The organism is Microbacterium salsuginis (assembly GCF_012524205.1).
In the GTDB taxonomy this organism is placed as follows: Bacteria; Actinomycetota; Actinomycetes; order Actinomycetales; family Microbacteriaceae; genus Microbacterium; species Microbacterium salsuginis.
The window spans coordinates 469962-492452 of sequence record NZ_JABACI010000004.1; the positions used below are offsets into that span (position 1 = coordinate 469962).

A 22491-nucleotide genomic window follows, 5' to 3' on the forward strand; every position below is an offset into this window, starting at 1 on the left:
GTGCGGTCCAGCTTTCGCACGTTCGGCAGGCCGGAATCCTGCCGAACCTGGACCGCCGCCGTCCTACCCGGTGCGCGCGTGGGAGGGGACGGATGCCGGGGGCTCCGGCATCCGTCACCGTCAGACCGTGGGCACCGCCAAGAATTCGCGCGCGGCGACCACGAGCGCGTCGACGCCCTGGTTGAGCGTGGGCTGCAGCACCGGGGCGAAATACGGCGAGTGGTTGGTGGGGATGTCGCGCTCGATCGTGCCGGCGGCGTGCGCGGCCGCGAACGCCTCGGGGTCGGCGCCGCCCCAGAACCAGAAGACCAGGGGCGCACCGGACTCGCGCGCGAACCACGAGACGTCCTCGCTGCCGGTGAACATGCCAGGGTCCATCACGGTGCCCGCGCCGAATGCGGTGTCGAACGCGAGGGTCAGGCGTGCGGTGGCCTCGACGTCGTTGATCGTCGGGGGCAGCGTGTGGTCGGTCACGATGACCGGCGGCTCCTCGGCCCCTGAGGCCTGCGCCTCGGCGCGCACGATGCGCTCGACCTTCTCGAGCACGGCCGCGCGGGCTTCGTCATCGGGGTAGCGCAGGCTCAGCTCGAGCTTCGCCTCGGCCGGGATGATGTTGTTCTTGAGGCCCGCGTGGATCGAGCCCACCGTGACCACGGCGACGTCGCGCGGGTCGATCTCGCGCGACACGATGGTCTGCAGCCGCATGACGGTCGCGGCCGCCATCACAACGGGGTCGATCGTCGCCTGCGGGCGCGAACCGTGACCGCCACGGCCCAGAAGGGTGACGGTGAGGCCGTCGGATGCCGCCATCTGCGTGCCGCTGCGCACGCCGATCGTGCCCGCGGGAAGGGGCGTGACGTGCTGGCCGAGCACGATGTCGGGCCGCGGGAACCTGTCGAGCACGCCGTCGGCGATCATCGCCTGCGACCCGGCGCCGTATTCCTCGGCGGGCTGGAAGACGGCGACGATCGTGCCCGACCAGTGATCCTTGGTGGCGACGAGCCGCTCCAGGGCGCCGAGCAGCGCGGCGACGTGCATGTCGTGCCCGCACGCGTGCATCACGGGAACGTCCGTGCCGTTCGGGTCGAGCCCGTGCGCGGTGCTGGCGTACTCGAGCCCGGTGCGCTCCTCGACCGGCAGCGCGTCCATGTCGGCGCGCAGCCACACGACCGGCCCGTCGCCATTGCGGACGACGCCGACGACGCCGGTGCGGCCGATGCCCTCCTCGAACTCGATGCCGAGCTCTTCCAGGTGCTTCGCGACGACTCCGGCCGTCCGCGTCTCCTGGAAGGACAGTTCCGGATGCCGGTGCAGGTCGATGTAGAGGGCCTCGAGGTCGATCGTCATGCGGTCGAGCCTAGCCGCGGCCGCGTCTCACCTCCGCCCCGATTCCTCGGCCCGCCCGGCTCCCCGGCTCGACCCGTTCCTTCGCTCGGCCCCGGCTCCCCCGGCCCCGCCTCGGCCGTTCCCGGCGGGCGGGTCCCGGCGGGCGGGTCCCGGCGGGCGGGTCCCGGCGGGCGGGGCGCGTGCGGCCGGTCCCGGCGGGCTCGGGTCCGAAGGCTGTGCGAAAACACCAGTCGGTGACGACGGCGCGCCGGTGCCGGATGCCGGGGCTCGGCGTGTCGGGCGATGGGCTGGTGTTTTCGCACGCAGAGGGGGGTCTGCGGCGGGCGGGCGGGCGTACGGCCGGTCCCGGCGGCTCGGGTCCGAAGGCTGTGCGAAAACACCAGTCGGTGACAACGGCGCGCCGGTGACGGATGCCGGGGCCCGGCGTGTCGGGCGACGGACTGGTGTTTTCGCACGCAGAGGTGGGGGCTGCGGCGGGCGGGGCGCGTGCGGCCGGTCCCGGCGGGCTCGGGTCCGAAGGCTGTGCGAAAACACCAGTCGGTGACGACGGCGCGCCGGTGCCGGATGCCGGGGCCCGGCGTGTCGGGCGATGGACTGGTGTTTTCGCACGCAGAGGCGGGGGTGCGCGGCGGGGCGCGGGGGCGAGGAGGGTCAGGAGGGGAGGCGGGCCGTGGAGCCGCGGACGATCAGCTCGTACGGCAGCTCCCCGGGCCGGTGGGCCGGGGGCGCGGCCGGAGCGGCCTCCAGCTCGGCGAGGATCGCATCGGCGGCGCGCTCGCCCTGCCCGAGCGGGAACTGGTCGACCGTCGTCAGCCGGAAGAACTCGCCCAGCTCGTGGCCGTCGATGCCGACGACCGACAGGTCCTCGGGCACGCGGTAGCCGAGTTCGCGCGCGGCCAGCAGCGCCCCGATCGCCATCTCGTCGGATGCCGCGAAGATGGCGGTCGGCCGCCCGCCGGGCTTGCCCAGCAGCTGCTTGGCGGCGCGGAAGCCGCCCTCGATGGTGAAGTCGGCCGGCTCGAAGAGCGACGGCTTGACCGGGATGCCCGCATCCGCCAGCGCCTGCTCGAAGCCCTGCCGCCGGTGGGTCGGGATGTGGAAGTCGATGTCGAACTCGGGACTCGCCCCGATATGCGCGATCTCGCGGTGCCCCAGAGCCAGGAGGTGCTCGGTCGCCAGGCGTGCGACCGCGACGTCGTCGACGGTCAGGGTGGTCAGGCGCGGGTTGGGCCCCCCGATCGCGATGACCGGCAGGTCCAGCTCGAGCAGACGCCCGGTCTCTTCCTCGCCGAGCTCGATCGAGATCGCGATCACGCCGTCTACCCGCTGGCGACGCAGGAACGTGTCGAACACATCGTGACGCTCGGCACGGTCGGCGGTGAGGCTGTACAGCGTGATGTCGTAGCCGCGACGCATGAGCGCCGAGGCGATGCCGCTCAGCACCGTCGAGAAGAACCACCGGTCGAGGAACGGCACGAGCACCCCGATGTTGCGGGTGCGCCCGGACGCGAGGCTCGACGCCGATGCCGACACGACGTAGCCGAGGCTCTTCGCGGCGGCCTCGACCTTGGCCTTGGCGGCGACCGAGACGTGGCCGCGCCCGCTCAGCGCGCGCGAGACGGTCGCGGTCGAGACGCCCGCAGCGCGGGCCACCTCATCGATGCTGACCACGTCGTCACCCTCTCATGCGCGCGGAGCCGGACCCCGCGCCGCTCAGTCGATCGCGAGCCAGACCGTCGTGTCGACGGGGAGCTCGCCGCCGTCGACGGGACCGCTCGACGCGATCACGATACCCTTCGGCAGCGGGATCGCCGTCGAGCCGGTGTTCGCGATCACCTGGACATTCCCGTTTCGGAATGCCACGGCATCCGTCCCGAACCCGTGGATCCACTCGAGCGTGCCCGCGCCGAGGTCGCGCGAGCGGCGCTCGGCCAGCAGCAGGCGGTACAGCTCGAGGGTCGAGCCGGCGACGCCGACCTGGGCATCGCGGGCGAGCTCGGCCCACTCGGCGGGCTGGGGCAGCCACGATGCACCGGACGGGCTGAAACCGTAGGCCGGGGCATCCGTCTTCCACGGAATCGGCACGCGGCAGCCGTCGCGTCCGTACCGCTCGCCGTTCGTGCGGAACCACGTCGGATCCTGCCGGGCGTCGCCGGGGATGTCGATGACCTCGGGCAGTCCGAGCTCCTCGCCCTGATAGAGGTAGGCCGAGCCCGGCAGCGCCAACATGAGCGCCGTCGCGGCGCGCGCGCGGCGCAGACCGACGTCGGCGATGGGCTTGCCGGGGGAGTCCGGGCCGATGCCGTGCCCCTGCGGGTTCTCGGCGGTCAGCGCCAGGCGCGATGCGTGCCGCACGACGTCGTGGTTCGACAGCACCCACGTCGCGGGGGCACCGACGCCGCCGAACGCGCGCAGCGACTCGGCGATGACCTCGCGCAGCTCGCCGGCGTTCCACTCGGTCTGCAGGTACGGGAAGTTGAAGGCCTGGTGCATCTCGTCCGACCGCACCCACTGCGCGGTGCGGTCGGCGGTCGGCAGCCACGCCTCGGCCGCGAGCGCGCGATCGCCCTCGTACTCGTGCATGATCGTGCGCCAGTCGCGGTACACCTCGTGCACGCCCTCCTGGCCCCAGTACGGCACGTTCTCCTCTTCGCCGCCCATGGACCCCGCCTCGGGGTCGGGGATGTAATCGGGCAGGCCCTCGGCCTTGACGAGGCCGTGGGCGACGTCCACACGGAAGCCGTCGACGCCGCGGTCGAGCCAGAAGCGAAGGATGCGGCGGAACTCCTCGCGCACCTCTTCGTTCGACCAGTCGAAGTCGGGCTGCGACGAGTCGAACAGGTGCAGGTACCACTGGCCGGGGGTGCCGTCCGCCTCGACGACACGCGTCCACGCGGGCCCGCCGAAGACCGAGTCCCAGTTGTTGGGGGGCAGTTCGCCGTGCTCGCCCTTGCCGTCGCGGAACATGTAGCGCGCGCGCTCGGGGCTGCTGGGAGCGGCCGCCAGCGCCTGCTGGAACCACTCGTGCTGAGCGGACGAGTGGTTGGGGACGAGGTCGACGATGACCCGGATGCCGCGGTCATGCGCGGCCGCGAGCATCGTGTCGAAGTCGGCCAGGGTGCCGAAGAGCGGGTCGACGTCGCAGTAGTCGCTGACGTCGTAGCCGGCGTCCTTCTGCGGCGAGCGCTGGAACGGGCTCAGCCAGATCGCGTCGATGCCCAGCGCAGCCAGGTCGTCGAGGTGCGACGTGATGCCGGGAAGATCGCCGATGCCGTCGCCCGACGCATCCGCGAACGAGCGGGGGTAGATCTGGTAGATGACGGCGGTGCGCCACCACTCGCCGCCGATCGGGGCGAGGAACGCATCCGTGCGCTCTGCGGTCTCTGCGGAAGTCATCGGGCCAGTGTACTGCAAGCGCTTACACTCCCTTCGCCGACCGGTCGGCGTAGGGTTGTGCGGTGCCCTCAGAAGCCGTCACCCGCGCCGAATCCCTCATCCGGACGATCCCCGACTATCCGGAACCGGGAGTGCTCTTCCGCGACATCACGCCGCTGCTGGCAGATGCCCGCGCGCTGCGCGCCGTCATCCACGCCATGATCGCGCCGTTCGACGGATCGTTCGACGTCGTCGCCGGAGTCGAGGCGCGCGGGTTCCTGCTCGCCGGCGCGGCCGCGATGGAGGCGGGTGCCGGCCTGGTGCCGATCCGCAAGGCGGGCAAGCTGCCCCGGCCCGCGGCATCCGTCTCGTACGCACTCGAGTACGGCACGGCCACCATCGAGGCCCACGACGACATCGCGAACGGGGCGCGGGTGCTGCTGGTCGACGACGTGCTCGCCACCGGAGGGACCCTCGTCGCCGCGCACGAGCTCGTCGAGACTCTGGGCGGCGAGGTCGTGGGCACCGCGGTGCTCATGGAGCTGACCGGACTCGGCGGGCGCGCGCTCGTCGGCGACGTGCACACCGTCTTCACCGCCTGACGCCGCCGCGGCGGGCCGCCCGGCTCAGCCCAGGAGCGTGGCGATCAGGATGCCGGCACCCACGAAGGCGGCCAACCCCCGCACGTGATTGCCCCGCGTCCACTGCCGCACGATGAGCCGCCACTCCTCCAGGTCGGCCGGTCGTGCCGGATCGAGGGCCTCGATGCGCGTGTTCCGCGGGATGTGGAACGCGGCCGTGATGACGAGGTGCGCCGCGATCAGAACATCGCCGGCGACCCGCCAGACCGAGATCGCGGCGTCCCACGCCACGAACTCGGCGACCGCCGACGCGACTGCCACCAGTGCCGACCCGACGAAGAGGAGGAAGAACGGCGGGCGGATCGAGCGGTTGATCGACTGCATCGCCGTGAGCGCCTCGGTGTCGGGCCGGCGGACGAGCCCCGGCATGACGAGCCACGAGAACCCCAGGTAGACGCCGGCCACCGCGCCACCGAGGAGAGCGGATGCCGCGGCGAGCAGCTCTTGCGGGCTCACTGCGCGTCGGGCATGTCGAAGACGTAGAACGCGTTGCCGCCGGCGCCCTCGAATCCGGCGACCGAGCCGCCGGGGATCCCGTATCGAGGCACGACGATCGGCACGGCCGGGTGTGCCTCGATCCACGCCGTGACGCTCTCGACGAGGTACATCGGCCCGGCCGGCTCATCCGTGCGGGCCACCATGACCTGCGCCGAGCGATCCGGAAGCCAGAACGCGACGGTGTCGTCGCTCTCGCGCCAGGCCTCCTCCCAACCGAGCTCGTCGCGGAAGAAAGTCACTCCGTCATCGAGCGCGGCGACGGGGTGGTACAGGTAGGTGAGTTTCACGACGGCTCCGTCCGGTCACGTCTGGTCGCTCGAAGTATAGGGACCGCGTCCGACGCGGGCGACGGCCTCGCCCGACCGGCGTCACTGCAGGCAGAACTCGTTGCCCTCCGGATCCCGCAGCTGGTAGTACACCTCGGGCCACGGCCCCCATGGCCGGTCGACCAGCCGCACCACCTCGGCGCCGAGTCCGACGAGCCGGTCCTTCTCGGCGTCCAGCTCCTCGCGGGTGGGGACGCGACCCGAGACGGCCTGGACGTCGAGGTGGATGCGGTTGCGTCCGCGCTTGGGCGTGTCGGCGTGATGGAAGTAGAGGCGGGGACCCTTGCCTTCCGGGTCTTCGGCGAGAGCCCGCTTGGCGAGGTCGCTCTCGGTCAGGCCCGAGGCGAGCAGGTCCGCCTTCATCGGATCCTCCCACTCGAGCCTCGGGTACCCGAAGACGTCGGACCAGAAGTGGGCGAGCCGCCGAGGGTCCTCCGCGTAGAACGTGATGTTGCCCAGCACCGGCATCCGTGAGCTCCTTTGCGACGCGGCCCCTGGCCGACACGGTACGCGCGGCCCGCACGCAGCGGAAGCGGGAGCTCAGGCGCCGAGGACGACGTTGATCGGGGGCTCGCCGGCCGCGAGGCGCTCGATCTGCGTGCGCACGAGGCGCGCGATGCGCGGACGCATGGCGGTCGACGCGCCGCCGACGTGCGGCGAGATGAGGACGCCCGGAAGACCCCAGAGCGGATGGCCCTCGGGCAGCGGCTCGGGGTCGGTCACGTCCAGCGCCGCGCGGATGCGTCCGCGGCGCGCGTGATCCACCAGCGCGTCGGTGTCGATGAGCGTGCCGCGCCCCACGTTCACGATGAGGGCGCCGTCCGGCAGCGCCGAGAGGAAGGCGTCGTCGACGATGCCGCGGGTGCTCTCGCCGCCCGGCAGCGACACGATGACGATCTCGGCCTGGGGGAGCAGCGCGGGCAGCTCGTCGACGCCGTGCACCGGCATCCCGTCTTCCTCCCGTGCCCGTGACGCGACGGCGGTGAGCTGCACCTCGAAACCGGACAGCCGCGCGGCGACGGCCTTGCCGACACCGCCGTATCCCAGCAGCAGCACGCGGCGATCGGCGAGGCTCTCGGCGAAGACGGGCGACCAGCGGCCGGCGGCCGTGTCGACCGCGAAGGCGTCGATGTGCCGCTGCGCCGCGAGTGCGAGCGCCACCGCGAGCTCGGCGGTCGACGTCTCGTGCACCGAGGCGGCGTTGGCGAACAGCAGTCCGTCGGGCAGCACGTCGGCGACGCCGTCGTACCCGATGGACTGGCCCTGGACCAGGCCGACCTCGACGCCCTCGAGGCGTGCGAGCACGCGGGTCATCGTCATGTAGGGCGGCACGACCATGTCGAAGCGCTCTCGCGGGGCGGCGGCATCCATCGGCCACACCACGACCTCCACGCCGTCGGGCGTCGCGCCGATGTCGGCGGCCAGCTGCTCGGTGGGGACACTGACGACGAGATTCCGGATGCCGCTGCTCACGGCATCCACGCTACCGGGGCTGCGGAGGGCTAGAGTTCGGGCAACCGGACGCAAGGAGGCGGAGATGGTTCCCGAGATCAACTACTGGGCGGTGCTGCTGGCCACGGCCTCGAGCATGGTCGTCGGCTCGATCTGGTACACGCCGAAGGTGTTCGGCACGCGCTGGGCGAGGCTCGCGAAGGTCGACATGGACCAGCCGGGCGCGAGCGCGGTGATCCCGATCGTGGTCACGCTGATCGTGAGCTTCATCACCGCGTGGGTGCTCGCCGGCGCGTCATCGATCGCGTGGCACTTCTACGGCGGCGGCTACCTGCTCGCCGCGCTCGGCACGGCGGTCATCCTGTGGGCGGGCTTCACGGCCGCGCGGTTCATCACCCACGACGCGTTCGAGGGCCGGCCGAGCTCGCTGACCGTGCTGAACATCGCGCACGAGCTCGTGACCCTCGTGATCATGGGCGTGATCATCGGCGTCTGGCCACCGGCGGGAACGGTCTGACCGACCGCCACGAGGTGCCCGGTTCGGGCTCAGGCCGCCTGGGCGACCACGGCGGCGATGGCCGACGTGAAGAACGACAGGCCGTCGACGCCGGAGCGCATCGCGGCGGACGTGTCGGGGCCGAACCCCGGCTCGACGGCGTGCTCGGGGTGCGGCATGAGACCGACGACGTTGCCGCGCTCGTTCGCAAGGCCGGCGATGTCGCGCAGTGATCCGTTCGGGTTCACGCCGAGGTAGCGGAAGGCGACGAGGCCTTCGCCCTCGAGACGATCCAGTTCGGACTCGGAGGCGATGTACCCGCCGTCGGCGTTCTTGAGCGGGATGACGATCTCCTGGCCGGCGGCGAAGTCCGACGTCCAGGCGGTGTCGTTGTTCTCGACGCGCAGCCGCTGGTCGCGGCGGATGAACTGCTGGTGGGCGTTGCGGATCAGACCGCCCGGCAGCAGCCGCGCCTCGACGAGCATCTGGAAGCCGTTGCAGATCCCGAGGATCGGCATGCCCTTGGCTGCGGCATCCGTCACCTCCGTCATGATCGGTGCCAGCGCGGCAATGGCGCCGGCACGGAGGTAGTCGCCGTAGCTGAAGCCGCCGGGCAGCACCAGCGCGTCCACGCCCTCGAGATCGTGGGACCCGTGCCACAGGGCGACCGGCTCGCCGCCGGCTACGCGGATCGCGCGCTGTGCGTCGCGGTCGTCGAGCGACCCGGGGAACGTGATGACCCCGATGCGCGCGGTCATTCGACCACCTCGACGGCGACGACGTCCTCGATCACCGCGTTCGAGAGGATCTCGTCGGCGATACGGCGGGCGGTCGCGAGCACATCGTCGTCGACCTCGCCCTCGACGGTCAGCTCGAACCGCTTGCCGATGCGCACCGCGCTGAAGGCGTCGACGCCCAGGCGCGAGAGGGCTCCGGTGACGGCCTTGCCCTGCGGGTCCAGCAGCTCGGCCTTGGGCATGACGTCGACGACGATGGTGGGCATCTCGATCCTCCTGGCGGCCGCAGGCCGCAGCTATCGGTCGTTGAGCGACGAGCGCAGCGAAGAGTCGGATCGCCGGATGTCGCGGGCAGGGGTCGTTTCCAGTCTACGGCTCCTGCATCCTCCCGCCGTCCGGACCGCCGGAGTACCGCCGGAGTGACGCCTTCCAGGGTCGTGATGCAACTGTGATCGTGTCATGGGAGCGCTCCCTTGACATTCTTGGGAGCGATCCCATAGCGTTGCGTCTCAATCGATGGGACCGCTCCCACGAGATCTGGCCCCGGCATGCGTCCGCGGTCCGAAAACCTGCAACACACCAACCCTGACAACACAAAGGAGTGACAGTGAACGCACGCGCCTTCCGCAGAAGCGCTGTGGCAATCGCCGCATTCTCGGCCTCGGCCATCGTCCTCGCCGGCTGCGCCGGCAATGCCGGCAACGACGACGCCGGCGAGGACGGCGAGATCACGCTGACGATCGCCACGTTCAACGACTTCGGCTACACCGACGAGCTCCTCGCGGAGTTCACGGAAGAGACCGGGATCAAGGTCGAGCACACCCGCGCCGCCGAGTCGGGCGATGCCCGCGCGAACTACTTCGCGAAGCTCGGCAAGGGCGGCCTGGCCGACATCGAGGCAGTCGAGATCGACTGGTTCGCCGAGGCCATGCAGTACTCCGACCTCCTCGCCGAGGCGCCCGACAGCGTCAAGGGCCGCTGGCTGGACTGGAAGGAAGCCGCCGCGACCGACGCGGACGGCCGCCTCGTCGGCTTCGGCACCGACATCGGCCCGCAGGGCCTCTGCTACCGGTCCGACCTGTTCGCGGCGGCGGGCCTCGCCTCCGACCCGGCCGGCGTCGCCGACCTGTTCAACGGCGACTGGGAGCACTTCCTCGACGTCGCCGACCAGTACAAGGCAGCCACGGGCAAGCCGATGATCGACTCGGCCAACTCCGTGCTCCAGGGCATCGTGAACCAGATCGAGTACACGTACACCGAAGAGGACGGGACGGTCATCGCGACCGAGAACCCCGAGATCGCCGACGCGTACAACCTCGTCGCCGAGCGCGCCGTCCCCAACTCGGCATACGCCGGTCAGTGGTCGGACGACTGGTTCGCCTCGATGGCCAACGGCGAGTTCGCCGCGATGCTCTGCCCCGGCTGGATGCTCGGTGTCATCGAGGGCAACGCGCCCGACACCGCCGACTGGAACATCGCGGACGTCTTCCCCAACGGCGGCGGCAACTGGGGTGGTTCGTACCTGACCATTCCCGCGGACGGCGACAACGTCGAAGCCGCGCTCGAGCTGGCCGACTGGCTGACCGCTCCCGAGCAGCAGATGAAGGCGTTCGCGAACGCGGGCACCTTCCCGAGCCAGCTCGAGGCTCTCGAGAGCCAGGAGCTCGCTGAGGCCACCAACGCGTACTTCCAGGACGCACCGGTGGGCGAGATCCTGTCCACGCGCGCCGAGGCCGTCACGGTCGCGCCGTACAAGGACGCGAACTACTTCAAGTACCACGACGCGCTCCAGAACGCGGTCACGCGTGTCTTCGACGGTGTCGAAGACCAGCAGACCTCGTGGAACACGTGGGTCGCCGAGGTCGAGGCCTTCTGATGAACCCGGTGCGTGCGGGCCGGCGACGGCCCGCACGCACCGCCCACGCCCTCCTGCCCCCATCGACCCGGAGCCACCCGTGACCGCAACCGAAACGCGCCCTCGAGCGCAGTCGACGACGCCCCCGCAGCTTCCCAAAGAGAAGCGCGTACGCGTGCTGTCCTTCAGCCAGAAGCTGAGCCGCTGGGACCTGAAGGTCTCGCCGTACCTCTACATCTCGCCGTTCTTCATCATGTTCGCGATCGTGGGACTGTTCCCGATCGCCTACACCGCGGTCATCTCGTTCATGGAGTGGGACCTCGTCCGCAACTCCGGAGAATTCATCGGGTTCGACCAGTACATCTGGATCCTGCAGAACCCCCAGTTCTGGACGGCCCTGCGCAACACCTTCAGCATCTTCCTGCTCTCGAGCGTGCCGCAGCTGATCCTCGCGATCTTCATCGCCGCGATGCTCGACAAGAACATCCGCGCCAAGACCTTCTGGCGCACGAGCGTCCTGCTCCCCTACGTGATGGCGCCCGTCGCCGTCGCCCTGATCTTCAGCAACATGTTCGGCGACAACCACGGCCTGGTGAACAACATCCTCACCGATCTCGGCCTGCCCGCCGTCCCCTGGCACAAGGACCCCTTCGCGAGCCATGTCGCGATCGCCACCATGGTGAACTTCCGCTGGGTCGGCTACAACGCGCTCATCATGCTGGCCGCGATGCAGGCCGTGCCGCGCGACTACTACGAGGCCGCGACCGTGGACGGAGCCGGCGGCTTCCGTCAGTTCTGGAGCATCACGCTCCCGTCCCTGCGCCCCACCCTCATCTTCGTGATCATCACGTCCACCATCGGCGGACTGCAGATCTTCGACGAGCCGAGCCAGTTCGACAACACCGGACAGGGCGGCGCGGCCGGGCAGTGGCTCACGATCACGCTGTTCCTCTACAACATCGGCTGGCGCGAGTGGAACTTCGGCCGCGCCGCAGCCCTGGCGTGGATCCTGTTCCTGCTCATCCTCGTCATCGGCCTCATCAATCTCCTCGTCACGCGGCGCCTCGTCCGGGACGAGGGCAGCCGCGGCGCCGCCGGAGTCCTGCGGCGCATGAACCGCAAGGGAGACGACCGATGAGCACCACACCTCCGATCGCCATGGTCGAAGAGCCGGTCGCCACGGCGGGACTGGGCGGCGGCCGCAACCGCAACAAGACCACGAAGATCCGCGGCTTCCGCGCCGGGTTCTGGGTCTACGCGGGCCTCGGCGTCGTCGTGCTGTCCGCCGTCTTCCCGTACTACTGGTCGTTCCTGATCGGGTCGGGCGATTCCACCACGATCAGCGACCCGAACATGTCGTGGATCCCGGGCGGCAACTTCTTCGCCAACGCCGCGTCCGTGGTCAACGACCCCGCGGTGAACTTCTGGCCGGCCCTGTGGAACTCGATCTACAGCTCGACGCTGATCGCGACATCCGTCGTCATCACGTCCACTCTCGCCGGCTGGGCGTTCGCGAAGCTGCGGTTCCGCGGCAGCAAGCCGCTGCTCGTCTTCGTCGTCGCGACGATGGCCGTGCCCACGCAGCTGGGCGTCGTGCCGCTGTACATCCTGTTCGCCGACCTCGGCTGGACGGGCAGCGTCGGCGCGATCATCATCCCGGCGCTCACCAGCGCGTTCGGCGTGTTCTGGATGACGCAGTACCTGCAGCAGACCGTGCCCGACGAGCTGATCGAAGCTGCGCGCGTCGACGGAGCCACCATGTTGCGCACGTTCTGGACCATCGCGGTTCCGGCGGCGCGACCCGCGGCGGCGATGCTCTTCCTCTTCACGTTCGTCGGCGCGTGGAACAACTTCTTCTGGCCGTTCATCGTGCTCGACCGTCGCGACCCCACGCTGCCCGTGGCCCTCTCGCTCCTGCAGTCGAACTACTTCGTCGACTACTCGATCGTGCTCGCGGGAGTACTTCTGGCGACGATCCCGTTGATCCTGCTGTTCGCCTTCGCGGGCCGGCAGCTCGTCAGCGGCATCATGGCCGGCGCGGTCAAGGGCTGATAGACACATGACCATCGCATCCCGAGAGGACTCTGCCCTCATGACGACTGCGCCTTCGCGCTCCTTCCCATCGAATTTCCTGTTCGGGGCCGCCACCGCCGCCTTCCAGATCGAGGGCGCCGCCCATGAGGACGGCCGCCGCGACTCGATCTGGGACGCGTTCTGCCGCGTGCCCGGTGCCGTCATCAACGCCGACAACGGCGATGTGGCGTGCGACCACTACCACCTGTACCGCGACGACGTCGCGCTCATGAAGGACATGGGCCTGCAGACGTATCGCTTCTCGACGTCCTGGTCGCGGGTGCGTCCCGACGGCGGCGCGCTGAACACGCAGGGCGTGGACTTCTACAAGCGCCTGGTCGACGAGCTGCTCGGCGCCGACATCCTGCCGTGGCTGACGCTCTACCACTGGGACCTGCCGCAGGCACTGCAGGAGCAGGGCGGGTGGACCAACCGCGACACGGCCGACAAGTTCACCGAGTACGCGCTCGACCTGCACGACGCCCTGGGCGATCGCGTGAACGTGTGGACCACGCTGAACGAGCCGTGGTGCTCGTCGTTCCTGAGCTACACCGCGGGCCTGCACGCCCCCGGCCACTACAGCGTCGAAGAGGGCGTGCTCGCCGCGCACCACCTCCTCCTCGCGCACGGCCAGACCGTCCGCGAGCTTCGCGCCCGCGATGAGTCGCTCACTCTCGGAATCACGCTCAACCTCACGGTGGCCGACCCCGCCGACCCGGACCAGCCGGCCGACGTCGACGCCGCACGGCGCATCGATGGTCAGTTCAACCGCTGGTTCCTCGATCCGGTGTTCCGCGGCGAGTACCCCGCGGACATCGTGGAGGACATCCGCACGGTGGATGCCGCGGCCGTGGCCGCGTGGGAGGCCGCGGTGCGGCCGGGAGACCTCGAGGCCATCTCGACGCCCATCGACTCGCTCGGCGTGAACTACTACCACGGCGAGCTCGTCGGCGGCACGGCACCGGCCAACCCGCCGAAGCCCGGCGACGCGCCCACCGACCGGCCCGGCGCATCGCCGTTCCCGTCGCACGAGGGCATCTTCTGGCACGAGCGCGGCCTTCCTCGCACGCCGATGAACTGGGAGGTGCAGCCCGAGGGGCTCACGCGCCTGCTCACACGCGTGTGGAGCGAGTACGCGCAGCCGGCCGGCACCGTGCTCTATGTCACCGAGAACGGTGCGGCGTACGACGACGAGCTCGTCGTCGACGGCGGCGAGCCGAGGGTGCACGACCACGAGCGGGTCGACTTCGTGCGGGATCATCTGAGCGCGATCCTGGACGCGGTGGATGCCGGTGCCGATGTCCGGGGATACTTCTACTGGTCGCTGCTCGACAACTTCGAGTGGGCGTGGGGGTACGAGAAGCGCTTCGGCATCGTGCGCGTCGACTACGACACGCAGGCTCGCACGGTGAAGGACAGCGGACGCGAATACAGTCGCATCATCGGCGCACGGGCGATCGAGCATTCGGCGGCGGCGATCTCGTAACGCGAGAAGGAGCTGGGCAATGGACACGGACGCACATCGCGGCTCCGTCACGATCGAGGAGGTCGCCGCAGCGGCGGGCGTCTCGCGGTCGACGGTGTCGCGGGTCGTCAACGGCTCGACCGCGGTCTCTCCGGAGGCGCTCGAGTCGGTCAAGCGTGCGATCGCGGAGCTCAACTACGTGCCCAATCGCGCGGCCCGCTCGCTCGCCAGCCGGCAGACCCACGCGATCGCCCTGATCGTGCCCGAAGACACCACGCGGTTCTTCGGCGACCCGTTCTTCGCGGCGATCGTGTCGGGCATCAACGCGCGGCTGAGCCGGTCGGATTACGTGCTCAACCTCTTCATCGCCAGCGACGACCCCGGCGACAAGACGACGAGCTACGTGCGCAGCGGTGCGGTGGACGGTGCGATCGTGGTGTCCCACCACACGAGCGACACGTTCATCGACCGGATCGCGAGCGTCGTGCCCGTGGTCTACGGCGGTCGTCCGGTGCGCGAGCGGGAGCGCGACTACTACGTCGACGTCGACAACGTGCGCGGCGCCTACGACGCGACGGTGTACCTGATCGAGAGCGGCCGACGCCGTATCGCCACGATCACCGGTCCCCTCGACATGCCCGCGGGCGTGGACCGGCTCCAGGGCTACCGCGACGCGGTCTCGGCCTGGGGGCTCTCGGAGGGCGTGATCGAGGACGGCAACTTCACCGCCGACGGCGGCGCCGACGCCATGCGCCGCATCCTGGAGTCGGGTGAGCGCCCCGACGCGATCTTCGTCGCGAGCGACCTGATGGCCCAGGGTGCGATGACGGTGCTCGCCGCCGCCGGTCTGCGGGTGCCCGACGACATCGCCCTCATCGGCTTCGACGACTCCCCGGTCGCGACCTCGGTGTCGCCGCAGTTGACCACCGTCCGCCAGCCGTCCTATTCGCAGGGCGAGCGGATGGCGTCGGTCCTGCTGGAACTGCTCGCGGGGCGGCATCCGCGTCACGTCACGATCCTCGAGACCGAGCTGGTGGTCCGCGAGTCGGTCTGATCCGCCCGGCGCTCAGGCGGTCGTGTCGACCGTCGCGTGCAGCAGATTCGCCCAGGGATCGTCGAACGACAGCGTGCGCCCGTCATCGCGCACCTGCAGGCCGTGGTGGCGAAGACGCTCGCCCAGCTCACCGAGCGCGTCGGCGTGCGGGAGCGCGAGGTCGATGCGCCCGAGGCCGAGCGCCGGCATGCGCGGTCCGGCGCCGCGCGAGTTCCACACGTTCATCGCCATGTGGTGGTGGTACCCGCCGGCGCTGACGAACAGCGCCTGGTTGCCGAGCGCCGCCGTCTGGTCGAAGCCGAGCGTGTCGACGTAGAACGCGCGTGCCGTGCCAACGTCGCCGACCGACAGATGGACGTGACCGACGGATGCCGCCTCCTGGGCGGTCGCGCCGAGTGCCGCTTCCTCGGTCAGATGCTCGTTCAGGAACGCGTGGGGATCGAGGCCCAGCGTCGCCATCTCGATCTGGCCGTGGACCCACGACCAGTCGGTGCGGTCGCGATCCCAGTACAGCTCGATCCCGTTGCCCTCCGGGTCGGTGAAGTAGAACGCCTGGCTCACCAGATGGTCGGCCGATCCGGTGAAGGTGCCCGGCGCCTGACGAGCGACGGAGTAGAGCGCCGCCGCGAGGGCCGCCTGCGTCTCGAACAGGATCGCGGTGTGGTAGAGCCCCGCCGAGCCGGGCGTCGCGTGCCTCAGCGCGGGCTCGCGCCGCAGGACGACGATCGCGCGACCCGCACGGCCGAGCGTCACAGTGTCGCCCTGGGCGGTCAGCACCTGCAGCGTCACGACGTCCCGGTAGAACGCCGTCATCGCGTCCAGGTCGCCGACGAGCAGCGTCACCGCGCCCATCGCCGTGTCGGCCGCGAGCTTGTCGCCGGGTGCCGCGATGATCTCATTCATGTGAATGAACAACGCCGCGGCATCCGGCGTCATTCCCTACTGCGGGTCGCCACCGAGGGGGCCGACGGCCGGGATCGGCCCGCCGTCGTCGGCGCCGGTCTTGCGCCAGCGGGCCACGGCGTTGCCGAGGTGGTAGATCAGCAGCGCGGCAGCGGCGCCGATGACGATCGCGCCGAGCTGGAAGTCACCCCACTGCATCGTGAAGCCGGCGATCGCGATGACGAGCGCGACCGCGCCGGTGTACTGGTTGACGGGCCGCGAGAAGTCCACGCGGTTGTCGACCCAGATCTTGATGCCGATGATGCCGATGAGCCCGTACAGCGCCGTGGTGACGCCGCCGAGCACGCCGGCGGGGATCGAGTTGAAGATGGCGCCGACCTTGGGCGACATCGCGAGGAGGATCGCGACGACGCCGGCGACCCAGTACGCCGCCGTGGAGTACACGCGGGTCGCGGCCATCACTCCGATGTTCTCTCCGTACGTGGTCGTGCCCGATCCGCCGAAGAAGCCGGCAAGGGTGGTCGCCGCGCCGTCGGCGATGAGGGCGCGGCCGGTGTGCTGGTTGACTGAGGCATCCGTCATCGTCGCCACACCCCGCACGTGGCCCACGTTCTCGGCGATCAGCACGAGCACGACGGGCAGGAACATCGCGATGACGCTCCATGTGCCCGGTGAGGCGAAGTCCGCGATGTGGAACTCGGGGAAGCCCACCCACGCGGCCTCGCCCACGGCGGTGAAGTCGACCTCGCCGAACAGCAGTGCGGCGATGTAGCCCACGATCACGCCGAGGAAGATCGAGATGCGCCCCAGGAACCCCCGGAACAGCACGCTGAAGAGGATCACGGCGACGAGCGTGATGGTGGCGGTGAGCGGCTGCTGCTGGAAGTTGCTCCAGGCGACCGGCGCCAGGTTGAAGCCGATGAGGGCGACGATGGCCCCGGCGACGACCGGCGGCATGAGCTTGTCGATCCAGCCCAGGCCCGCGAACTGAACGATGAAGCCGACGGCGGCGAGGAGGACGCCCACCGCGGCGATGCCGGCCAGTGCCGAGCCCATGCCCTGCGACGCGGTCGCCGCGGTTACGGGGGCGATGAACGCGAACGACGAGCCGAGGTAGCTGGGGAGCTTGTTGCGCGTGATGATCAGGAAGAGCAGCGTGCCGATGCCCGAGAACAGCAGGGTCGTGGGCACCGGGAAGCCCGTGATCACCGGGACGAGGAAGGTGGCTCCGAACATCGCGATGACGTGCTGCGCGCCGATCGCGATCGTGGCGGGCCAGTTCAGGCGCTCGCCCGGGGCCACCACCTCGCCGGGTTCGACGGTCCGGCCGTTGCCGTGAAGGGTCCACACAGGCATGCGCGCTCCTTGCGCTCAGGGGATGATGCGAGATCACGATAGCGGCCCGCCGGCGGGGTCTCGGGTTGCCCCGGGCAAGCGGCATCCGACAGGGTGAGATGGCGGCCCGAGTGCGCGGAGCCGGCAGACACCGACGCGACGGAGAGACGTGACCGAACCAGTGAACCCCGCGCCCCCCGCGCCGTCTGCGGCGGTGGGTCCGGAAACAGCCGGGGCCGGTCCGGCCACCGGCACGGCCGCGCTCGAACTGCGCGGCCTCCGCAAGAGCTTCGGGCAGAAGGTCGCGGTCGCCGATCTCACCCTGCGGGTGCCGACCGGGTCGTTCTACGGCCTCGTCGGGCCGAACGGCGCCGGGAAGACGACGACCCTGTCGATGGCGACCGGACTGCTCGCCCCGGATGCCGGCCAGGCCCTCGTGCACGGCGTCGACGTGTGGCGCGATCCCGTCACCGCCAAGGGCATGCTCGGCAACCTCGCCGACGGCGTGAAGCTGTTCGACCGGCTCACCGGCGAGCAGCTGGTGACGTACAACGGGCTGCTCTTCGGACTGAGCCACGACGAGATCGCGCAGCGCACCGCCGATCTGCTCGCGCTGATGGACATGACGGATGCCGCGGGCACGATGGTCGTGGACTACTCGGCCGGTATGACCAAGAAGATCGCGCTGGCGTGCGCGCTGGTGCATGCCCCGCGCCTGCTCGTGCTCGACGAGCCCTTCGAGTCGGTCGATCCGGTGTCGGCGGCGAACATCCAGGACATCCTCACCGGCTACGTCGCCAGCGGCGGCACGGTCATCGTCTCGAGCCACTCCATGGACCTCGTGCAGCGCATGTGCGATCACGTCGCGATCGTCGCGGCCGGGCGACTGCTGGTCGCCGGCACCGTCGACGAGGTGCGCGCCGGGCAGTCGCTTCAGGACCGCTTCGTCGAGCTCGTCGGCGGCCGCCGCCACACGGAAGGGCCGGAATGGTTGCGACGCTCCTGAGGCTGCGGTTCCGCGTCCTCGGCAACCAGCTGATGCGCAGCCCGTGGCAGCTGGTGGGCTTCTTGTTCGGCGCGCTCTACGGTCTGGGCCTTCTCGCCGGGATCGTCGTGGGACTCGTCCTCCTCGGATTCGGCGACCTTCAGCTCGCGTCGGACGTCATCGTGGGGGCGGGCTCGCTGGTGACGCTGGGCTGGGCGCTCGTCCCCCTCGTCGCGTTCGGCGTCGACACGACGCTGGATCCCGACCGTCTCGTGGTCTTCCCGATGTCGCGGGCGCGCATGATGGTCGCGCTGACGCTCGCCGGCGTGTGCGGCATCCCCGGCATCGTCACGTCGGCGGCGACCCTCGCGACCATCGCGACGTGGGTGCACTGGCCCGCGGCGACCGTCGCGTGGATCGTGAGCGCGCCCCTCGCCGTCGTGACGGCGGTCGTGGCGTCTCGGACGGTGGCGACGGCCGCCTCGGGGCTCGGCAGCGGCAGGCGTTTCCGCGAGGTGTCCGGCATCCTGATCTTCATCCCGCTCATCCTCGCGGGACCGATCATCGCCGCTGTCGCGACCGGCTTCGCCGTCAACGCCGAAGCCCTGCTGGCCCTGCTGCCGGTGCTCGGCTGGACGCCGCTCGGGGCCGCATGGGCGGTGCCGGCCGATGCCGCCGCCGGCGATCTGCTCGCCGCGGGCGCGAAGCTGCTGATCGCACTCGCGACGCTCGCCGTGCTGTGGGTGCTGTGGCGGCAGTCGCTTGCGCGCTCGCTGGTGAATCCGCGGCGGGCGTCGGCCGCCGTCGTGAGGGCGGGCTCGATCGGCTGGTTCGGCCGCGTGCCCACCGGGACAGCCGGCGCGATCTTCGCGCGCGCTCTGACGTACTGGACGCGCGATCCGCGATATCTGCGGCAGCTCGTGGGGGCGCCTCTGGTGCCGCTGCTGCTGTGGTTCTACGCGCGCGACGGCGATCCGTTCGCCGCGCTCGCGTTCTCGGCGCCGATCATCGCGTTCGTCATCGGGATCGTCGTCTACGCGGACATCTCGTACGACGGCACGGCGTTCGGCACCGAGCTGATCACCGGAGCCTCCGGCCGCGCCGACCGGGTCGGCCGCACGTTCGCCGCGGCGGCCGTGGCACTGCCCCTGGTGCTGGTTGCCGCGGTCCTGCCCTTCGCCTTCTCGGGCCGGTGGGAGCAGTTCCCCGGCATCCTCGGCATGTCGATCGCCATCCTGTTCGTCTGCTACGGCGTGTGCGCCCTGACCTCGGCGCAGCTCGTCGTGCCGGTCGCGGCGTCTGGGGATAATCCGTTCAAGCGGGTGCCCGGCTCGACGTTCCTGCAGGGGCTCGCGTTCCTCGGCATCTGGCTGGCGGCGCTGCTGCTGTCGGCGCCGGCTGTCATCGTCGGGGTGATCGGCTTCTTCACCGAGAACGCCGCGATGAGCTGGATCGCGTTCGCGGGCGGCATCGTGCTCGGCTCGGTGGTACTCGCGGTGGGCATCATGATCGGCGGCAGGATGCTCGACCGCACCGGTCCTGTGCTGCTCGCGCGCCTGAAGGCGATGAAGAACGCCTGACCGACTTCGTCACCGAAGCGTCATCGTTTCCGCTCCCGTTGCGTGGGGCATGGGCGCAGGATGGGGACATGAAGCGCGCCACGGTGGTCGGGATCGTCGTCGGCGGGGTGGTGGCCGCGGGAGTGGCCGCAGCGGTCGCCCTGTCGCTCGGCGGCGGTGAGGCGCCGGTGATCCCGGCCGCGACGCCGCAGTCCACACCGCCCGAAGCCCGGTCGACGCCGAGCGGTGAATCAACTCCGGAGCCCGGCGCGGCGGCGGACGACGAGCCGGAGAACAGCGGCGCAGCGACCTCTCCGGGGGCGTACGTCGAGTACGGCGACGCGGAGCTCGCCGCGGCCGAGGGCACGCGCGTGCTGTTCTTCCACGCCCCGTGGTGCCCGCAGTGCCGCGCGCTCGAGGCCGACATCCTCGCGTCGGGGGTGCCTGGCGGCGTCACGGTGCTCAAGGTGGATTACGACTCGCGCCAGGACCTTCGCCAGCGGTACGGGGTGACGATCCAGACCACCCTCGTCGCGCTCGACGACGCCGGAGACGCGGCGGCGGTCTTCGTCGCGTACGACGAGCCGACGCTGGAGTCGGGCCTGGACGGCCTCGGGCTCACCGGCTGATGCTCGCCCTGACACTCGTCTCGTTCGCCGCCGGAGTGCTCACCGTGCTGGCTCCGTGCGTCCTTCCCCTCCTTCCGGTGATCGTCGGCGGAACGGCCGTGCGCGCCGGCCCGACGGTTCGCCTGGCGGAGCGTCAGTGGTTCCGGCCGCTCGTGATCGCGGCATCCCTCGCCGTCTCGGTGGTGGTGTTCACGCTGCTGCTCAAGGCGACCACGGCGCTGCTGGGCGTACCCGCGTGGGTCTGGCAGGTCACTTCGGGCACGATCGTCGCCGTGCTCGGCGTCGCCATGCTGTTCCCGGGTCTATGGGAGCGGGTCACCGTCGCCGCCGGATGGCAGGCCGGCGGCGGACGCCTGCTCGATCGCGGATATCGCCGGGGCGGACTCGCCGGCGACATCGCGGTGGGGGCGGCCCTCGGCCCAGCTTTCAGCAGCTGCAGTCCCACCTACGCGTTGATCGTGGCGACGGTCCTTCCGGCCAGTTTTGGGGTGGGCGTGCTCTATGTCTCGGCCTACGCCATCGGCCTCGCACTGGCGCTCCTGGGGATCGCGCTGGCGGGCACGGCGCTCGTGCGTCGCCTGGGCTGGCTCTCCGACCCGCACGGCGTGTTCCGCCGGGTGATCGGCGGTCTGCTCATCCTCGTCGGCCTCGGCGTGGCCCTCGGCTGGGATCGGCTGCTGCAGGCATGGGTGCTCGAGCAGGGCTGGTACGGCCCGATCGAGCAGCTCGAGCGCATGCTCCTGCGGTGATAGGGACCACGGATGCTCCTGCCGGGCCTCACGCGGAGGTCAGCAGGTCCAGCAGCTCGCGGTAGCGGGCGGCGGTGCGCTCGACCACGTCCTGCGGCAGCGCCGGCGGCTCGCCCTGCTTGTCCCAGTTGGCGGCGAGCCAGTCCCGCACGATCTGCTTGTCGAAGCTCGCCATGCGCTCCTCGGGCGTCGTGCCCGACTCCCATGCCGCGGCATCCCAATACCGTGACGAATCGCTCGTGAGCACCTCGTCGGCCAGCGTCATGACGCCGTTCTCGTCGACGCCGAACTCGAACTTGGTGTCGGCGAGGATCACGCCGCGGCCCTCCGCGGTGCGTGCCGCGCGCGCGTAGATCTCGAGCGAGAGGTCACGGAGCTCTTCGGCGCGGTCTGCGCCGACCAGTTCCACCGTGCGCTCGAACGAGATGTTCTCGTCGTGCTCGCCCATCGGTGCCTTGAACGCGGGGGTGTAGATCGGCTCGGGAAGCCGGTCGCCGTTGGACAGGCCGGCGGGCAGCGGGATGCCGCAGACCGTGCCGTCGGCCTGGTACTCGGCCCATCCCGATCCCGTGAGATACCCGCGCACGACGCACTCGATCGGCTGCATGTCGAGGCTCTTCACCACCATCGCGCGCCCGGTGACGGCATCCGGAATCAGTCTCTGCACGTCGTCGGCGGTGTTCGCCTCGCCGTCCGCGCCGCGGGTCAGCGTGTGCGAGGCCGCGAGATGGTTCGGGATGCTGCGCCCGCCGTCCGCGCCCGCGAGTCGGTCGAACCACCACAGGCTGAGCGTGGTCAGCAGCACGCCCTTGCCCGGGATCCCGGGGTCGAGCACGTGGTCGAAGGCGCTCACGCGATCGCTCGCGACGACCAGCATGCGCGCGGGCTGGGCGCCCTCGGCGGTGTCGGCGGGGACGTACAGGTCCCGCACCTTGCCGGAGTACACGTGCCGCCAGCCGGGCAGGTCGAGGGCAGAGGGGGTCGCGTCCGTCACCCGCACCATTATCCCCGG

Annotated in this window: 23 protein-coding genes; 11 read left to right on the forward strand and 12 right to left on the reverse strand. The window is 70.5% G+C overall.

Going from position 1 to position 22491, the window contains the following annotated elements:
* Positions 1-120 precede the first annotated feature (120 nt).
* The 3 genes from HF576_RS14005 to HF576_RS14015 all read right to left on the reverse strand — a co-directional run bounded on the left by HF576_RS14005 (position 121) and on the right by HF576_RS14015 (position 4743).
* Positions 121-1347 carry an amidohydrolase gene (locus HF576_RS14005; RefSeq protein WP_168913412.1) on the reverse strand — a complete coding sequence of 409 codons (1227 nt, stop codon included), beginning with the start codon at positions 1345-1347 and terminating at the stop codon, positions 121-123.
* A 651-nt stretch (positions 1348-1998) separates the two neighbouring features.
* Positions 1999-3018, reverse strand: coding sequence for a substrate-binding domain-containing protein (locus HF576_RS14010; RefSeq protein ID WP_168913413.1), 1020 nt, complete (start codon positions 3016-3018; stop codon positions 1999-2001).
* A 42-nt stretch (positions 3019-3060) separates the two neighbouring features.
* Complete coding sequence (locus HF576_RS14015) at positions 3061-4743, reverse strand: glycoside hydrolase family 13 protein (RefSeq protein WP_168913414.1); 1683 nt, start codon at positions 4741-4743, stop codon at positions 3061-3063.
* Positions 4744-4805: 62 nt separating this feature from the next.
* Between HF576_RS14015 and HF576_RS14020 the strand changes: the two genes are divergently transcribed.
* Positions 4806-5324, forward strand: a complete 519-nt coding sequence (locus HF576_RS14020; RefSeq protein ID WP_168913415.1) for an adenine phosphoribosyltransferase — start codon at positions 4806-4808, stop codon at positions 5322-5324.
* A 24-nt stretch (positions 5325-5348) separates the two neighbouring features.
* Here the strand turns inward: HF576_RS14020 and HF576_RS14025 are convergent, their stop codons facing one another.
* From HF576_RS14025 to HF576_RS14040, 4 genes are all read right to left on the reverse strand, one after another.
* A complete protein-coding gene (locus HF576_RS14025; RefSeq protein WP_168913416.1) occupies positions 5349-5819 on the reverse strand; it encodes an anthrone oxygenase family protein in 471 nt (156 codons plus the stop codon).
* Positions 5816-6148, reverse strand: coding sequence for a hypothetical protein (locus HF576_RS14030; RefSeq protein ID WP_168913417.1), 333 nt, complete (start codon positions 6146-6148; stop codon positions 5816-5818). The genes HF576_RS14025 and HF576_RS14030 overlap by 4 nt, the downstream gene beginning before the upstream one ends.
* Positions 6149-6229: 81 nt before the next feature.
* Positions 6230-6655: a VOC family protein gene (locus tag HF576_RS14035; RefSeq protein WP_168913418.1), complete on the reverse strand. Its 426-nt coding sequence runs from the start codon at positions 6653-6655 to the stop codon at positions 6230-6232.
* Positions 6656-6727: 72 nt separating this feature from the next.
* On the reverse strand, positions 6728-7660 hold the full coding sequence (locus HF576_RS14040) for a 2-hydroxyacid dehydrogenase (protein WP_343234284.1): 933 nt from the start codon (positions 7658-7660) through the stop codon (positions 6728-6730).
* A 64-nt stretch (positions 7661-7724) separates the two neighbouring features.
* Between HF576_RS14040 and HF576_RS14045 the strand changes: the two genes are divergently transcribed.
* A complete protein-coding gene (locus HF576_RS14045; RefSeq protein ID WP_168913419.1) occupies positions 7725-8156 on the forward strand; it encodes a DUF1761 domain-containing protein in 432 nt (143 codons plus the stop codon).
* 29 nt (positions 8157-8185) lie between these two features.
* Here the strand turns inward: HF576_RS14045 and purQ are convergent, their stop codons facing one another.
* Both purQ and purS read right to left on the reverse strand, forming a co-directional pair.
* A complete protein-coding gene (gene purQ, locus HF576_RS14050) occupies positions 8186-8893 on the reverse strand; it encodes a phosphoribosylformylglycinamidine synthase subunit PurQ (protein WP_168913420.1) in 708 nt (235 codons plus the stop codon).
* Entirely contained in the window at positions 8890-9138 is a 249-nt protein-coding gene (gene purS, locus HF576_RS14055) for a phosphoribosylformylglycinamidine synthase subunit PurS (protein WP_168913421.1), read from the reverse strand. The genes purQ and purS overlap by 4 nt, the downstream gene beginning before the upstream one ends.
* A gap of 341 nt (positions 9139-9479) precedes the next feature.
* On the opposite strand from purS, the gene HF576_RS14060 reads away from it, so the two are divergent.
* The 5 genes from HF576_RS14060 to HF576_RS14080 all read left to right on the forward strand — a co-directional run bounded on the left by HF576_RS14060 (position 9480) and on the right by HF576_RS14080 (position 15319).
* The gene (locus HF576_RS14060) at positions 9480-10748 is read left to right on the forward strand and encodes an ABC transporter substrate-binding protein (protein WP_168913422.1); all 1269 of its coding nucleotides are present in this window, start codon (positions 9480-9482) and stop codon (positions 10746-10748) included.
* A gap of 79 nt (positions 10749-10827) precedes the next feature.
* A complete protein-coding gene (locus HF576_RS14065; RefSeq protein WP_168913423.1) occupies positions 10828-11865 on the forward strand; it encodes a carbohydrate ABC transporter permease in 1038 nt (345 codons plus the stop codon).
* Positions 11862-12779 carry a carbohydrate ABC transporter permease gene (locus HF576_RS14070; protein WP_168913424.1) on the forward strand — a complete coding sequence of 306 codons (918 nt, stop codon included), beginning with the start codon at positions 11862-11864 and terminating at the stop codon, positions 12777-12779. Before HF576_RS14065 ends, HF576_RS14070 begins: the two co-directional genes overlap by 4 nt.
* Before the next feature lie 40 nt (positions 12780-12819).
* The gene (locus HF576_RS14075) at positions 12820-14286 is read left to right on the forward strand and encodes a glycoside hydrolase family 1 protein (RefSeq protein ID WP_168913425.1); all 1467 of its coding nucleotides are present in this window, start codon (positions 12820-12822) and stop codon (positions 14284-14286) included.
* 19 nt (positions 14287-14305) lie between these two features.
* Positions 14306-15319, forward strand: coding sequence for a LacI family DNA-binding transcriptional regulator (locus tag HF576_RS14080; protein ID WP_168913426.1), 1014 nt, complete (start codon positions 14306-14308; stop codon positions 15317-15319).
* A 12-nt stretch (positions 15320-15331) separates the two neighbouring features.
* On the opposite strand, the gene HF576_RS14085 is transcribed toward HF576_RS14080, so the two are convergent.
* Entirely contained in the window at positions 15332-16222 is an 891-nt protein-coding gene (locus HF576_RS14085; protein ID WP_168913427.1) for a VOC family protein, read from the reverse strand.
* A gap of 36 nt (positions 16223-16258) precedes the next feature.
* Positions 16259-17578, reverse strand: coding sequence for a uracil-xanthine permease family protein (locus HF576_RS14090; protein WP_168913428.1), 1320 nt, complete (start codon positions 17576-17578; stop codon positions 16259-16261).
* A 193-nt stretch (positions 17579-17771) separates the two neighbouring features.
* On the opposite strand from HF576_RS14090, the gene HF576_RS14095 reads away from it, so the two are divergent.
* From HF576_RS14095 to HF576_RS14110, 4 genes are all read left to right on the forward strand, one after another.
* On the forward strand, positions 17772-18563 hold the full coding sequence (locus tag HF576_RS14095) for an ATP-binding cassette domain-containing protein (protein ID WP_168913429.1): 792 nt from the start codon (positions 17772-17774) through the stop codon (positions 18561-18563).
* Positions 18545-20122 (forward strand): hypothetical protein, encoded by a 1578-nt coding sequence (locus tag HF576_RS14100; protein WP_168913430.1) that lies wholly within the window; start codon positions 18545-18547, stop codon positions 20120-20122. Before HF576_RS14095 ends, HF576_RS14100 begins: the two co-directional genes overlap by 19 nt.
* Positions 20123-20190: 68 nt before the next feature.
* Positions 20191-20730: a thioredoxin family protein gene (locus tag HF576_RS14105; RefSeq protein WP_168913431.1), complete on the forward strand. Its 540-nt coding sequence runs from the start codon at positions 20191-20193 to the stop codon at positions 20728-20730.
* Entirely contained in the window at positions 20730-21479 is a 750-nt protein-coding gene (locus HF576_RS14110; RefSeq protein WP_168913432.1) for a cytochrome c biogenesis CcdA family protein, read from the forward strand. Before HF576_RS14105 ends, HF576_RS14110 begins: the two co-directional genes overlap by 1 nt.
* Positions 21480-21507: 28 nt before the next feature.
* Here HF576_RS14110 and HF576_RS14115 read toward each other — a convergent pair whose 3' ends face one another.
* Entirely contained in the window at positions 21508-22482 is a 975-nt protein-coding gene (locus HF576_RS14115; RefSeq protein WP_168913433.1) for a phosphoribosylaminoimidazolesuccinocarboxamide synthase, read from the reverse strand.
* Positions 22483-22491 lie beyond the last annotated feature (9 nt).

What these genes read in the sequence shown, in the direction of transcription:
- HF576_RS14005 (WP_168913412.1), bottom strand. Translation starts at nt 1,347, where the DNA reads ATGACGATCGACCTCGAGGCCCTCTACATCGACCTGCACCGGCATCCG.
- HF576_RS14015 (WP_168913414.1), bottom strand. Translation starts at nt 4,743, where the DNA reads ATGACTTCCGCAGAGACCGCAGAGCGCACGGATGCGTTCCTCGCCCCG.
- HF576_RS14035 (WP_168913418.1), bottom strand. Translation starts at nt 6,655, where the DNA reads ATGCCGGTGCTGGGCAACATCACGTTCTACGCGGAGGACCCTCGGCGG.
- HF576_RS14045 (WP_168913419.1), top strand. Translation starts at nt 7,725, where the DNA reads ATGGTTCCCGAGATCAACTACTGGGCGGTGCTGCTGGCCACGGCCTCG.
- purQ (WP_168913420.1), bottom strand. Translation starts at nt 8,893, where the DNA reads ATGACCGCGCGCATCGGGGTCATCACGTTCCCCGGGTCGCTCGACGAC.
- purS (WP_168913421.1), bottom strand. Translation starts at nt 9,138, where the DNA reads ATGCCCACCATCGTCGTCGACGTCATGCCCAAGGCCGAGCTGCTGGAC.
- HF576_RS14070 (WP_168913424.1), top strand. Translation starts at nt 11,862, where the DNA reads ATGAGCACCACACCTCCGATCGCCATGGTCGAAGAGCCGGTCGCCACG.
- HF576_RS14075 (WP_168913425.1), top strand. Translation starts at nt 12,820, where the DNA reads ATGACGACTGCGCCTTCGCGCTCCTTCCCATCGAATTTCCTGTTCGGG.
- HF576_RS14080 (WP_168913426.1), top strand. Translation starts at nt 14,306, where the DNA reads ATGGACACGGACGCACATCGCGGCTCCGTCACGATCGAGGAGGTCGCC.
- HF576_RS14085 (WP_168913427.1), bottom strand. Translation starts at nt 16,222, where the DNA reads ATGAATGAGATCATCGCGGCACCCGGCGACAAGCTCGCGGCCGACACG.
- HF576_RS14090 (WP_168913428.1), bottom strand. Translation starts at nt 17,578, where the DNA reads ATGCCTGTGTGGACCCTTCACGGCAACGGCCGGACCGTCGAACCCGGC.
- HF576_RS14100 (WP_168913430.1), top strand. Translation starts at nt 18,545, where the DNA reads ATGGTTGCGACGCTCCTGAGGCTGCGGTTCCGCGTCCTCGGCAACCAG.
- HF576_RS14105 (WP_168913431.1), top strand. Translation starts at nt 20,191, where the DNA reads ATGAAGCGCGCCACGGTGGTCGGGATCGTCGTCGGCGGGGTGGTGGCC.
- HF576_RS14110 (WP_168913432.1), top strand. Translation starts at nt 20,730, where the DNA reads ATGCTCGCCCTGACACTCGTCTCGTTCGCCGCCGGAGTGCTCACCGTG.
- HF576_RS14115 (WP_168913433.1), bottom strand. Translation starts at nt 22,482, where the DNA reads ATGGTGCGGGTGACGGACGCGACCCCCTCTGCCCTCGACCTGCCCGGC.